The following is a 13,583-nucleotide window of genomic DNA, read 5'->3' as shown; positions in this document are numbered from 1 at the left end:
TATGGGCGGCTTGACCGTGTCACCCTGAGCGGAGTCGAAGGCTGCTCCCACATCTGTCATTCCGGGCTTTGACCCGGAATCCATCTTCTCTCTTTCGTGCGCGGTGTATGTCCTCATGCGCCGCGACTGACAGGGTGGCCGGCTCAGTAGACAACAATGCTGTCCGGCGGGTCCATCACTATCATTGAGTCAAAGGGTATAACAAAGATGGTGTCCCCGATTACCACGAAATCCTCAGGACAGATTCCGTAATTGGGAACCGACATGCGTAACGCTTCGTGCACATTGGTCGTCCTCACCCGAAAACCAACCGCCTGGGCCACCTCCCACAAACGGTGGTCGGGGACCGTCGGGATGCGGTATAGTACGCATGATGAGGGGAATCTGGTGGCATCATCGAGCAGCAACAAGCCACCGACATCATCATTCAATTCATCAAGTATCGCTCGTTCGGCTTCGGGCGTAAGCGGCATACTTCCGCTTGACTCGTAGCAGAAAGCCAGGTAAATCAAATTGGTCACGGCGTAGTCGTAACGTATAACCAGATTCATCGCAGTGTCTGCGGTTAGCGCCACCTTGTCAAAAACATCCGGACGGGTGTGGTCGGTTTCGATTCTGATCGAATACAGGCCAAGGGGGAGAGTTAGCTCGAACGTCGATAGTTTGTTGGTCTCAAGGCTGGTTGTGACGCCTGACTCACTGGTGAACTCAATCTCTGCCGGGAGTCCTGTCTGAACCGAATACGGCAACGTGTCGGGGTAGTGGCCGACTTCAGGTTCGCCCAACGGGCCGCAGATATAGGCCAGCACGCGACCCGACACTTGAACTTCGAGCGGACTGTCCGATCCTTTGAACCTAGAACAGCCGAGCATCAGCAACGCGATCAACCCGACACCAACGAGGACTATTAGATGACGATTCATTCGATGCAACGATTCTTCCTCCGTACTCCGTGTTCACAAGCTGTCTTGAATATACATAATTGTCCATGCTTGTCAATACAGGGCAGAGGGGCTTTTCTTCCGTGAGTGTTGCAAGAATTTTGTTTTTCGTCATTGCGAGGAGGCTCCGCCTTTGGCGGAGACGACGCGGCAATCTCATCCGCCGAGTTTGTCAACAACCCACCTCCACTCAGAGATGGCCTTCGTCAAGGTCAACATGCCGGATAGCGCCAACGCGAAAACGAGAAACGGCGTCTGCTCCTTCTCCCACATTAGACCACAGAGGTATGCGGATGCTCTAGCAAATGGCTTGACGAGTATTCCCAAGAACAGAAATGCAGACATGTAGAGCGCGACAGGGATGAACGTCGTGAACAAAATAGGCGTCAGCGGCCAGTTGGGGTCAGTGGAAGACGCACTAAATGTGATCACCTGAATGAACCAGTCCCAAGCGGTCGACACGCTTCCGCCCGTGGGCATCAGCAGGATAGAATGTAGAAGGATTAGCAGGACAGCGCTGGCAGCAATGTCAACGATGGCCGCACAGATAAACCACTTACTGGTCTGGCTCACTAGACGAAGAAGTCTGAGGGTTATCACAAAAGTCGCGAGGTCGAATAGAAAGTTCAAAACGGTCAGCCCTCGCAGGTCCGTCGGAATCTCAATTCCGGACTCTGTGCAAGTAAACCATACGCTGTGACTGTCGCAATAAAGAAGCTCCGTGCCGATTAGAGCGGCGAGTGTTGTTAACACAATGCTGATGCCAAACACGGGCAGGGATTTTACATACATCCAGCGAAGTACATGAGGTTTGAATCGGGCCGGAGCCTCGTATATTCGGGCAGCCCCAGAAGCGATGCCAACCATTATTGCAGCCAGCCCTTGAGAAAGAGTTCTGCCGTACCAAGGCATATCTTCAAACACAGTCCATCGCTCCGAAAATGGAAATATGATCAAAGCTCCCATCATAGCCATTGCACCTACACCAGCCCTTGCGAAAACTCTGAGCGCATGAGAATGAGAATGATAGAAGGGCTCGAGCTTGTCAGCAACCCAACCTATCGGATTCCCAAGTGAACCCCAAACGACGATTCCCGCGTTAGCTATTGTGACCTGCCAATCCTTCACCGGCAAGTGTTCGAGTTTGTCTTGTAAATCACTCATCACGAGCAGAATGTGATCCTTGTGCCGTCGGCGCAACAGCCAATCGACGGCACTAAAAGCAGCAATCAGTATGGCGCAGATGGCAACGATCCCCGCCCAACTCCAGAACACAGCGGGCTCGGCGGTTTGATCGCTGGTCGATGCAATCAGCAGTTGTAGTTGAACAAAAGTCACAACCCCTCGCCATGCGATAAGAGCCTACGGAATTCCATCTCCACAATTGATAACGATGCGCTGCGTGCGAGTCAAGACAATTGGTACCCCAGGTCAAGCAGCCCTCCCCACAAGAACGTTACCAACTCGATGCAAAATGAGACCGTGCAACCGTCTATATTGTAGGCCGGGTCCGTCTTCGCCTGCGCGCCGAGGCGTGGACCCGCCTTTGTTGGCAGGTTTGAAGACAAACCTTACCTACGAAGATGGATGCCGGATCAAGTCCGGCATGACACCGATAAATCGGCTCTGTTCATGCTCTTCGTGGCCTGTGGTGCCATTAGGCAGAGTGCTTTGGGCAATGTGCGCGTAGCGCGAGAAAGCGATTTATCGCTTACCCAATCTTACTCAGCACGCCGCGCAGGTAGTTGAGACGGGTAGCTTCGCTGATCGTTCCGAGATCAATCCGTACCGTGGCGCGTCCGGCCAGGTCGAACGACAACGGGCAATCGGTCGCTTTATGAAAAGCCTCCACTTCGGGTCGCGTTAAGGCACGGCTTTCTTTGAACGCCAGACGTGCCTGACCGGATTTCAATCTGACCTTGTCGATCTCCAGAGCGGCAGCGACGATCTTGACCGCCGTTGCTTCAATCAAATTGACCGTCGACTGCGGAACCTTGCCAAACCTGTCGGTGATTTCGTCGCGAATCTTTTCGACCTCTTCCAGTTTGCACGCATCGGCCAATCGTCGATACACGTCGACCTTCTGATGACGATCACTAATGTACTGTTCGTTGATATGCAGCTCGCAATCCAGCTCCAGCTTGGTCTGTGGCAGCGGCTGCACACTGAGTCCTCGTTGTTCGGCAATCGCTTCTTCCAAAAGCCGGTTGTACATGTCAAACCCGATCTCTTCGATGAACCCTGATTGTTTGGCGCCCAGGATTGTCCCGGCGCCACGAATCTCAAGGTCGCGCATGGCCAGGGCAAACCCACTGCCCAGATCGGAATGTGCTTCCAGCGCCCGGAGCCGCTTGACGGCGTCCGCTTTCAGGCGACGGATCGGCGGGGTCAACAGATAGGCATAAGCCCGTCGTGCCGACCGTCCCACCCGTCCGCGAATCTGGTAGAGTTGCGCCAAACCGAAGCGGTCGGCCCGGTTGATAATAATCGTATTGGCCGACGGAATGTCCAGGCCGGATTCAATGATCGAAGTACACAACAAAACGTCGTAGCGTCCGCGCATGAAAGCCAGCATGATTCCTTCAAGCGATTTCTCATGCATCTGTCCGTGCGCGATTGCAATCTCCGCCTGCGGTACGATCTTTTTGAGATAGTTGTACATGGCATCGATTGTCTGCACCCGGTTGTGCAAGAAGAAGACCTGTCCGCCGCGATCAATCTCGCGCAGAATCGTTGTCGCGATAATGGCCGGATCGAACTCCTCGATCTCAGTAATAATCGGCAACCGATCTTTGGGCGAGGTTGTGATCAGACTCATGTCGCGCGCACCCATCATCGACATTTGCATCGTCCGTGGAATAGGCGTGGCCGTCATGGAGATCGTGTCAACGATACTGCGAAGCTGACGCAGTTTCTCTTTGTGCCGCACGCCGAACCGATGTTCCTCGTCGATTACCAGAAGACCGAGGTCCTTAATAAACACATCTTTGGATAGCAACCGATGCGTGCCGATCACCAAATCAACGGTGCCGTCGGCCAGACCGTCGATAACCTCCAACTGCTGCGCCCGGTTGCGAAAACGTGACAGCATCTCAACTCTGAGCGGAAACTCTTTGAGCCGTTCGGAAAAAGTCTCGTGGTGCTGTTGGGCAAGAATCGTTGTCGGCACCAGCACCGCTACCTGCTTGCCGGCTTCGATGGCTTTGAAGGCGGCTCGCACGGCCACTTCGGTTTTACCGAAACCGACATCGCCGCAGATCAATCGATCCATCGGCCGGTCATCGGCCATATCCCGCTTGGTATCGTTGATCGCTCTCAGTTGATCCGGCGTCTCCTCGAAAACGAACGATGACTCAAGCTGCTTCAACCAGACTGTGTCCTCGCCGCAGGAGAATCCCTTTTTGGCTTTGCGCTCGGCGTATAGCTTTATCAGGTCGGCGGCCATGTCGGCGATGGCTTTCTTGGTCTTTGTCTTGAGCTTCTCCCAGGCCTGCCCGCCGAGTCGCATCAATTGCGGAGCGCTATCTTTCCCCGAGTATTTGGAGACGCGGTTAAACTCCTCGATGGGCACATACAACCGATCTTTTTCGGCATACTGAAGGGTCAGGCAGTCTCGATTCTTACCGTCCACCTGGAGTGTCTCCAACCCGAGGTACCTGGCCACCCCGTGATCGGTGTGCACAACGAAGTCCCCAACGGTCAAGTTGGAGTAGTCCGAAATGGCCACACCTTCTTTGAATTTCTTGCGACGGACGCGACGGTGATAGCGTCCGAATATCTCATGGTCGGTCAGTATGGCAAAGCCACCGTCCTTGCATACAAAACCACCTTTGAGGTTAGCCACTTCCAACGGCGGCGGTACGGTGAGCGAAGTGCGCTCCGTGAACAGTTCTTCCAGCCGGGCCGCCTGGCCATCGGTGTCGGTCCCGATTAGAAACCGCAACCCCAGCGCATTGTATTCAGAGATTATCTTTTCGAGAAGATCGAATCTCGATCCAACCGATGGGTGGTTCTGACATCCAAAATCGATAGTGCCGCCGCGTCCGCCGCGGAAAGGTACCTGGTCGACTCGTGCATGTTCATTGAGGTGTGCAAAGAGAGCGTCGATCGGCTGGTAGTACTCCTCCGGGTCGGGCAGTCTGGATATCCGCCCCTGCAGTCGCTGCTGAAGTGTGGCCGCCTCGGCCATTATAGAATCCGCTTCCACCCTGAGGGTCCCCTCGCCCTGCATGTAGACGACGCCATCGGCAGCAAAGTAGTCCAGTAACCTCCCTTGCTTGAGACCGAACAAGATCGACATCCACTCCAGGCCGGGCAGTTCGGGGTCGTTCAAGTATCGTGCACGGATAACATCGGCGTCATCGGCGGGCAGGCGCTCCAGATAACCCTCCAGTGTTTCCTGCGTTATAGGTATCTCGCGCTTCGGTAACAAATGTACGCGATCTATACGAGCCAGAGTGCGCTGTGTGGCGACATCGAATTCGCGGATGGTGTCGACCTCGTCGCCGAACAGTTCCACCCGCACCGGTGCGTCCGAGTCGGGCGTAAAGAAATCGATCAGGCCGCCGCGCACGGCAAAATCACCCACCTCTTCGACTACCGACACCCGTCTGTAACCCAGCCGCACCAACCGCGTCACCAGATCGTCAAGGTCGATCTCTTCACCTTTGGTCAAGGCGATCATACTATCTCTAAGGTAGTCGCGCTCAATGGTAGGTTCCATCAAAGCGCGTAGCGAGCACACCACCACTTTAAGATGACCGTCGACCATCCCGGCCAGCGTGGAGATACGTCGACCCATCACCTCCCCGACTGGTGCGCGGAAATCGTATGGCAAGATCTGCCGGGCCGGAAAGTGGCCGGCTCGGTGCGGTCCCATAAGAAAATGCAGATCGTCGTAGAGGTCGTTGGCCTTTTCCGCATCCGGGGCGATGACCAGAATCGGGCGGTTCAAGTCCCCGGACATCGCATGGATCAGACATGAGGCCGCCGACCCGGACAGGCCGGCGATCATCCGCGATGATGAATCTTCCAGGGAGCCCAGCAATTGCCGGTACGGCGCATGATCCTTCAGTCGGGCCAGCACCGCGGGCAGGTTCCGGCTTGACTTGATCGTGTCGGTGGTTGTTTCCAGGCGGATGGCTCCTTTCAGACAGCACAAAAGCCCCGGATCGATTTTGACCGGGGTATCTCTTTCACTTATTCTATCGCCCAATATACGCAAAAGTTCACCGAGCGCCAGTAGTTTTGGAGACGCGAACTCGGTGATCAGGCTTACTGCTGGAACTGGCTGCGAACCGGCTTTCGCGGCGCATACCTTGCGCTGAGCATTGACACCTCGTATTTCGTTGTTATATTGTAACTGATTGACCCCAAGCCTGTCCGACAGGCTACAATACTGCAAGCGTTAGAACGCCTTCAGACAAGATAGTCCAAACAACAGTGAGGAGAATTCACTTGTATCATCACTCTGGTATCTCAACGTGTAGCCCTCGACGGGTAGCAACTCTGGCCATCCTACTTTTGAGCATCTTTGTCTTGAGCCCCAGTCAGGCCAGGACCGATTCAGCACCGGGATTGGATGCATCGGTTTTCACCGAGCTGCAAGCAACCAACGACGGCCGAGCAATCCGCGCCACAGTCGCGCCCGATGCCTCTGACAGAGCGAAACTTGGTCCGGACTATCAGAGTCTGGAACTCCCGGTCAGCATGAATGAGACCCTGTTGCTGGAACTTGAACGCTTTGACGTCGTGGCGGACGATGCCCGTTTTCTGATCGGTAGTCCCTCAGGCGATGCTCCCATGGAGCGTTCGGACATTACATTGTTCAAGGGACGGGTGTCGGGCGACGAGAGTTCGCACGCCTATTTTGCCATTTCGTCATCCGGAATGATTAACGGCTTTGTCGACCGCGCGGGGCATCCCGGCTACGCGATGACCACGCTGCCCGATGATCTGAAAGCCGGTAACGGTGCTCTGACGATCAGCCCGGTTACTGCTATCGGTGGTTTGGATGTACCCTTTTGCGGTACTGAGATTGAGTTGGACTTGATTCCTGAACTCGACAAATCTGTCGCAGCCCCGCCGGAGGAAGGCGGACCGCTCCTTTTGCGTGTCGCTATCGATGCCAACCAGTCATACGTCGATATATTCGACAGTGAGACAGAAGCGAGAGACTACATCGTGCAATTGATCGGCGCGGTCTCAGCCATCTATGAACGAGATACCAACATTCGCATGGCCCTGGCCTTTGCCCGGCTCTGGCCGTCCGGCGGGGAGCCGTTCAGTTCCTACGACGTAGGTGGCTTTCGTGACTACTGGTGGAACAACGAGGACACGACCGGCCTCAGCATCGTCCACTTGTTCAGCGGTGATCGCGATGCACCTTTCGGTGGCATCGCATTCGTTGGCGGTACCTGTGGCAACGGCGCCTATGGCATCGATGCATACTTGAACGGTAGTTTCCTGGCGCCGGTGACATATCCGGACAATGGCAACTGGGACATCAATGTCGTGGCGCACGAGATGGGGCACAATTGCGGCGGACCGCACACGCACAGCGACTACTATGATCCGCACATCGATGACTGCGGTAACGGCGTACCCTCCCGCGGCACTATCTTGAGCTACTGCCACAGTCATCCCGGCTATCAGAGCAACATCGATTTGCGTTTTCACCGACGAATACAGGAGACCATCACAGCTGATGTGGGTGGGGGCGGCTGCCACCCGCGTGATTGCAACGGCAACAATATCGGTGACGATGAGGACATCCTTCTGGGCACCAGCGACGACACCAACTTCAACGGTATTCCGGACGAATGCGAAGACTGCAACGGCAACGCCATCCTCGACCCGGTGGAGATTGCCGGTGGCGCGCCCGACGTCGACGGCAACGGAATCCTCGATGAATGCGAGCCGGACTGCAACAACAACAATATACCGGATCTGTATGAGACCTGGGTTGGGTCGGCACCGGATGAGGACGGCAACAACATCCCCGACGAGTGCGATCCGGACTGTAACAACAACGGAACCCTGGACTATACTGAGATGCAGAACAACATGGCCCTCGATCTGGACCGTGATCGCGTGCTGGATGAATGCCAGGACTGCAACGGAAATTCTCAGCCCGACTGGATCGATATGGACCGCCAGCACAACCTCATGGTGTGTGACAACGCCGCCGTGCGGGTTCAGGAATTCCACGGACGCAGCGGTGTGCCCTCGGCCTTTGTGAGCATACGGAATCCTTACGATGTAATTGCCAACGATGCCGGTACCCACATTTTCATAGCTGGATGGCATCTGTCTGAAGTCTGGAGCCTGGAGTTGTCGACCTGGACCAGTCAAGCCTTTGTTTCGGCCGGCACAGGAGGCCTGGGCCGACCCACCGCCTTGACATTCGGGCCCGACGGACATCTATATGTCGCCGACGAAACCAACGACGCCGTGAAGAAGTACAACGGGTCCACCGGGGCTTCCATGGGTGATTTAGTGGCTGGTGGAGCCGGTTCGTTGACGGAGCCAATGGGCCTCGTCTTTGGTCCCAATGGGAACCTTTTCGTTTCAAGCGGCAACCATGCCGTCTACGAATACAACGGCGCTACCGGTGCCTTTATCGATGCTTTCGCCGGCCCCGGTTCCGGCGGACTGAACGATCCGCGCGGGTTGGCCTTCAAGCCGGACGGAAACCTTCTGGTAAGCAGCTACGGCAGCGATCAGATCCTCGAATACGACGGCAGTTCCGGCGCGTTCATTCGCGTCTTCAGTGATGAATATGGTTTCACCTCCCCATGGGGGATGTGCATCGGACCCAACGGCAACGTCTATTTTTCCGCTTTCTCCGGCAGCCAGGGGCGGATATTTGAGTACGATGTGAACGACGCCAGATACTACCGGTCATTCGTGCGTGGCACCGATGTCTTATTTGAGCCGGCCGGTCTGTGCTTTCTGCCCGCCTCCGGCAATGACTTAAACCAAAACCGGGTCCTTGATGCATGTGAAGGCGGCGACCTGGACTCGGACGGCGTGGCCAATGTGGCAGACAACTGTCCGACCGAACCCAATTCAAGTCAGACCGATAGTGATGGCGACGGTGTCGGCGATGCTTGTGATAACTGTTCCTCAACGGCCAATACCGATCAGCGCGATGTTGACGGCGATGGTTTCGGCGACCTGTGCGACAACTGCCCGGCCGTTGCCAACAACAGCCAGGACGACGGCGACAGCGATGGACGGGGGGATGCTTGTGACAACTGTCTGGGCTTGGAAAACCCGGCGCAGGAAGATGTCGACGGCGACAGAGTGGGTGATCTCTGTGACAATTGCCCGGCCGATCGCAACTCAGACCAGTTGGATACCGACGACGATGGCTCAGGAGACGCATGCGACAACTGTCCGGAGATTCCCAACCCATCGCATGAGGACGCTGATCTGGACGAGGTGGGTGATGTGTGTGACAATTGTGTTAACACCTATAACCCCGACCAGTTGGAATCAGACACAGACGGAGTCGGTGATGCCTGCGACAATTGTGATCTGATCGACAATCCGACTCAAGAAGACCTGGATGTTGACGGTGTCGGTGATTCGTGCGATAATTGTATCGATGTACCCAACCCCGGTCAGGAGGATGAAGATCAGGATGGACTCGGCGATGCTTGTGACGGTTGCTGTATCAAGCCGATTCGCGGCAATGTTGACTACGACCTGGCCGATGCGATTGATATTTCCGACTTGGTCTGGCTGGTAGATTACATGTTTACGGCCGGTCCGGATCCTGCCTGTTGGGCTGAGGCCAATGTCAATGGCAGCGATGATCAGTCACCGGGCGAGGAGACATCAGATGATCTCGACATCGCCGACTTGGTGTACTTGGTCGACTTCATGTTCACCGGCGGCCCCGACCCCGCGGATTGCCCGTAGGGCTGTAGGGCGGGACCGTTTTTGCCTGCACGCCGCAGCGTGGACCCGCCTCCGATGGGCAGGTAGGTCAGTCCGCCGCGGCGGATTGTGGTCCTGACTATCTTGTCAGGTTCGTGAAGGACCTGACCTACAAGGTTGCTCGGTCGATCTGCGGGGTGTGTCCGATTTCGATACCTACGGACTGCCCGTAGTCCGAGCGAGTGAAGACACCACCGCGAACAAAAACCGGACATTTCTACTTTGCGGGCTGCTCAAATATCGCTTGCCTTTTCCGATAGATTTCATAGATTAGGCAGCTTGACTGAAAGGAGTTGACTGAAATGTCCAAAATGTGCGAAGTATGCGGCAAAAAGCCAGGTTTCGGAAATAACGTCTCTCACGCCAATAATACCACCAAACGGCGCTGGTACCCCAATCTCCAGCGGGTGCGAGCCCTGGTCGACGGCAAACCGAAACGGGTCAGTGTATGCACCTCCTGTCTGCGAGCCGGTAAGGTGATCAAGAACGTCCGCGGCCGCAAGGCTGCACCGGCTGCACCTGAGGCCACGCCCTAAGGGACCCGGCCAGCCGGTAACGAATTAGCCGTCCTTAAGGGCGGTTTTTTTGTGACCCCGCCGTTTTTGCCGATTCGATGGAACTGACTGCTTACCACAAAGTTATAATAACGTTACGGTGACTGCAAAGGTGACCAAAGCGCTTGCGTGATCGGCTGTTTTTGCTATATTGCTTCGCCAAATGATGAGGCCTATGAACTGAATGCTGATAACTGTCTGTAAATCCAAAATCCACCGTGCCACCATCACGGACGCCAATCTGGATTATGTCGGTAGTATTACCATCGACTCCGAACTGATGGGTCGGGCTGATCTGGTTGAATTTGAGAAGGTCCAGGTGGCCAATATCGCCAACGGTGAACGCTTCGAAACTTATGTCATCGAGGGTAAGGCAGACAGCGGCACTATCGGCCTCAACGGCGCGGCCGCTCGCAAGGGGAGTATCGGTGATCTGATCATCATCATTGCCTACGGCCATCTCGAAAAAGGGGAGGCCGAACTCTTCAAGCCGGCTATTGTCCATGTCGATAAAGACAACAGGCCGGTGGATTAGCCGCTAACGGGATTTGGCCGCTATCTGATTGGAGGACTGTCTCAAAAGTGCGAGTTTCGTCAGGTTTTGCGGCCACCGAGGGCAGGACGCCAAGACCCGACGAAACGGTAACAGGAATATCGCATGACGCCTCGTAGGGGGCGGCCTTGCGTCGCCCCGGAGAATGGCGCCATTCGACTGCGCTCAGGGTGACAATGTTCGGTGGAGACACGACCCGCCCGCTATGCGGGATCACAATCTGAGCAAGGAACGAAAGAACCCGATGTCCAAAAACAGAGCCGCTATCGTCCTGGCCGCCGGGAAAGGCAAGCGGATGGAATCCGACCTGCCGAAAGTGCTGCACACGATCAATGGTCGTCCAATGATCTCCGTAGTACTGGAGCGGCTGGAAACTCTGAATATAAGCAAAACGGTGCTGGTTATAGGATACCAGGGCGAGTTGGTCCAGAAACAACTGGCTGACAGCCGGGTGGATTTTGTTTGGCAGCGTGAGCAACTCGGAACCGGCCATGCAGTTATGATGGCCCGCAGGGAATTAGCTGATTTCGAGGGGACCACTCTGGTGGCCTTGGGCGACATGCCCTTTGTGTCGACTGACTCATTCAAGAACCTGTTCGACACTCACGAAAGCCTCGGCGCCGCGGCTACTTGTTTGACAGCTATTCTCGACGACCCGACCGGATACGGCCGAATTGTCAGAGTACCGGACTCGGACCTTTTGCAGGAAATCGTGGAGCATAGGGATGCAACAGACGAGATTCTTGCGATAAAAGAGATAAACACAGGAGCTTTTTGTTTTGATAACCGACTCTTGTACCAGTCGCTGGACAAGATCACAAATCAGAACAGTCAGCAGGAGTACTACCTGACCGACACGATTAAGATACTGCACGGCTCCGGCCAAAAGGTCGCTGTGGTAACAACAGAGGATCCTGATGAGGGTTTGGGTGTCAATTCGACCGAACAACTGGACCTGTTGGCCAGGAAGTTTGCCGAAAAAACTTGAACAATTGACGATTTGATTGATCTATGAGGCCAACTGCAACGTTATAATGGTGAGAAAGATGTCCGGCAGATTATAGACCTTTTGTCTTTTTTTGGTTGACGACTCAAGGAAATGGAGATAGATTCTATGTATAAGATTATGAACCATCATTTGAGATACTTGTTGATGGCCTTGGCGCTGGTCACGTTGGCTTCTTTGGCGTCGGCCCAGATGGCAGATCGCGCCGAGCTTGAGAATCTGTCGAAGACCGGCGGGTTGTCGGTCAAGCCTGCGGCCAATCCTTTTTCTTTGTTGGACCTCTCCAGGATAACCTGGTCTCATAGTTATTCCGTGGGCTTCTTTTCCGGCGGCGCTGCTTCCGGTTCGGTGGGGTTGTTGAATTCAACGATGTTCTACGAGATATCCTCCAAGCTCAGTTTGAGTCTTAACCTGGGCGTCGCCCACTCCGGCGGCAATTGGGGTGAAGGCCGTGAGGCCACGCTTCTGCCGGGCTTTACTTTGGACTATCATCCTTCGGACAAATTCCGGATGACTTTTATGATTCAACGATACGATGCAGTTTTGAACCCTTTGGTTGACAGGAGTAGGTCTTGGCATAGTCCGATCGGTCTGCGCTAGTCGTTGGCGGCCGGCTCAGGTTCCGTGATTCCCTTCCTCTTTCACTCAAAACTCAAATGTATAAATCATCAAAGCCACAAAGAACCGATGGGGCCAATCCGGTTTCGTGGCGGCAGCGTGTACAGCGCTCCCGGCTCTTGGAACTGTCGATCGCGGCTGTGTTTGTAATCGTTTTGGTCTACGTGGTCAGCATGTCGATTCGGGTAAGTCAGGGTGTTTCGCGGACTCTGGGATCACCGGAGCATGTGGTCAGGCTACAGATTCTCAACGGCTGTGGTGTCACCGGCCTGGCTTCACGGTTGGCCGATGGGTTGTCCAACTATGCCGACGACGACCTGGAAATCCGAGTGGTTGACACCGACAATTTCGAAGTCTCCACGGTCAGACAGACCTTTATGTTGTCCCGGGATGAAGATGTTAGCATTGCCGGTTTGCTGGCCGTCAAACTGGGGCTGCCCGCAGACGAAATTGGCTGCAGGCCGCTCGAAAACAATTACCGTCAGGTTTCGGTCACACTGGTTTTGGGTGAAGACTGGGAAACCATTGACCTGCTAAAAAACCACGTCAAGGAGAAATAGCCTAAACTCTTGAAGGAACTTTCGGTGCTCGAGCAGGCCCAACTGGCCGGAAGACTGGCTTTGGAGAAGAAGGGATTCGATGTCAAAATCCTGAAAGTCAAAGCTGTCTCGTCGGTGGCCGACTACTTTGTCATCGCATCAGGCGAAGCGGATGTCCACGTGAAGGCCATCGTGAGAGCGGTGGAGGACGGCTTGATGGAGAGAGGGTACAAGCCATATCATCGCGAAGGATACTCACAGGGTAGCTGGGTATTGCTGGATTATATCGACGTTGTGGTACACATATTCCTGGAATCGACACGTCAATTCTACGCCCTCGAACGATTATGGGGCGATGCCCCGGTTGAGGAATTGTCCGACGACTGAACCTCCCCGGGGACGAAGACAAGTACAACATATTCTTAA

The 13,583-nt window shown here is 54.9% G+C and carries 10 protein-coding genes; 7 read left to right on the top strand and 3 right to left on the bottom strand.

Annotated features, from left to right (window positions below; all coding sequences use genetic code 11):
- Window positions 1–143 precede the first annotated feature (143 nt).
- The 3 genes from OEV49_01575 to mfd form a co-directional block, all read right to left on the bottom strand.
- Complete coding sequence (locus tag OEV49_01575; GenBank protein ID MDH3889746.1) at window positions 144–923, bottom strand: hypothetical protein; 780 nt, start codon at window positions 921–923, stop codon at window positions 144–146.
- A gap of 174 nt (window positions 924–1,097) precedes the next feature.
- Window positions 1,098–2,279: a hypothetical protein gene (locus tag OEV49_01570; GenBank protein ID MDH3889745.1), complete on the bottom strand. Its 1,182-nt coding sequence runs from the start codon at window positions 2,277–2,279 to the stop codon at window positions 1,098–1,100.
- Between the two features lie 373 nt (window positions 2,280–2,652).
- Window positions 2,653–6,156 carry a transcription-repair coupling factor gene (gene mfd, locus OEV49_01565; GenBank protein ID MDH3889744.1) on the bottom strand — a complete coding sequence of 1,168 codons (3,504 nt, stop codon included), beginning with the start codon at window positions 6,154–6,156 and terminating at the stop codon, window positions 2,653–2,655.
- A 242-nt stretch (window positions 6,157–6,398) separates the two neighbouring features.
- Here mfd and OEV49_01560 point away from each other — a divergent pair, with 242 nt between their 5' ends.
- The 7 genes from OEV49_01560 to rsfS all read left to right on the top strand — a co-directional run bounded on the left by OEV49_01560 (window position 6,399) and on the right by rsfS (window position 13,544).
- A complete protein-coding gene (locus tag OEV49_01560) occupies window positions 6,399–9,869 on the top strand; it encodes a thrombospondin type 3 repeat-containing protein (protein MDH3889743.1) in 3,471 nt (1,156 codons plus the stop codon).
- Window positions 9,870–10,189: 320 nt separating this feature from the next.
- The gene (rpmB, locus tag OEV49_01555) at window positions 10,190–10,423 is read left to right on the top strand and encodes a 50S ribosomal protein L28 (GenBank protein ID MDH3889742.1); all 234 of its coding nucleotides are present in this window, start codon (window positions 10,190–10,192) and stop codon (window positions 10,421–10,423) included.
- Between the two features lie 202 nt (window positions 10,424–10,625).
- On the top strand, window positions 10,626–10,976 hold the full coding sequence (locus OEV49_01550) for an aspartate 1-decarboxylase (protein MDH3889741.1): 351 nt from the start codon (window positions 10,626–10,628) through the stop codon (window positions 10,974–10,976).
- A 262-nt stretch (window positions 10,977–11,238) separates the two neighbouring features.
- Window positions 11,239–11,982, top strand: coding sequence for an NTP transferase domain-containing protein (locus OEV49_01545; GenBank protein MDH3889740.1), 744 nt, complete (start codon window positions 11,239–11,241; stop codon window positions 11,980–11,982).
- Between the two features lie 126 nt (window positions 11,983–12,108).
- Complete coding sequence (locus OEV49_01540; GenBank protein ID MDH3889739.1) at window positions 12,109–12,600, top strand: hypothetical protein; 492 nt, start codon at window positions 12,109–12,111, stop codon at window positions 12,598–12,600.
- Window positions 12,601–12,656: 56 nt separating this feature from the next.
- Window positions 12,657–13,178, top strand: coding sequence for a LytR C-terminal domain-containing protein (locus OEV49_01535; protein MDH3889738.1), 522 nt, complete (start codon window positions 12,657–12,659; stop codon window positions 13,176–13,178).
- A gap of 9 nt (window positions 13,179–13,187) precedes the next feature.
- On the top strand, window positions 13,188–13,544 hold the full coding sequence (gene rsfS, locus OEV49_01530) for a ribosome silencing factor (GenBank protein MDH3889737.1): 357 nt from the start codon (window positions 13,188–13,190) through the stop codon (window positions 13,542–13,544).
- Window positions 13,545–13,583: the final 39 nt, after the last annotated feature.

The sequence above is a fragment of the Candidatus Zixiibacteriota bacterium genome (genome assembly GCA_029860345.1).
In the GTDB taxonomy this organism is placed as follows: Bacteria; Zixibacteria; MSB-5A5; order GN15; family FEB-12; genus JAJRTA01.
Note: the sequence above shows the minus strand (reverse complement) of the source record. Positions and strands in the feature narration are given on the sequence as shown.

Excerpts from the sequence above, each read along its gene's own strand:
- OEV49_01575 (MDH3889746.1), bottom strand. The coding sequence starts at position 923 with ATGAATCGTCATCTAATAGTCCTCGTTGGTGTCGGGTTGATCGCGTTG.
- rpmB (MDH3889742.1), top strand. The coding sequence starts at position 10,190 with ATGTCCAAAATGTGCGAAGTATGCGGCAAAAAGCCAGGTTTCGGAAAT.
- OEV49_01550 (MDH3889741.1), top strand. The coding sequence starts at position 10,626 with ATGCTGATAACTGTCTGTAAATCCAAAATCCACCGTGCCACCATCACG.
- OEV49_01545 (MDH3889740.1), top strand. The coding sequence starts at position 11,239 with ATGTCCAAAAACAGAGCCGCTATCGTCCTGGCCGCCGGGAAAGGCAAG.
- OEV49_01540 (MDH3889739.1), top strand. The coding sequence starts at position 12,109 with ATGTATAAGATTATGAACCATCATTTGAGATACTTGTTGATGGCCTTG.
- OEV49_01535 (MDH3889738.1), top strand. The coding sequence starts at position 12,657 with ATGTATAAATCATCAAAGCCACAAAGAACCGATGGGGCCAATCCGGTT.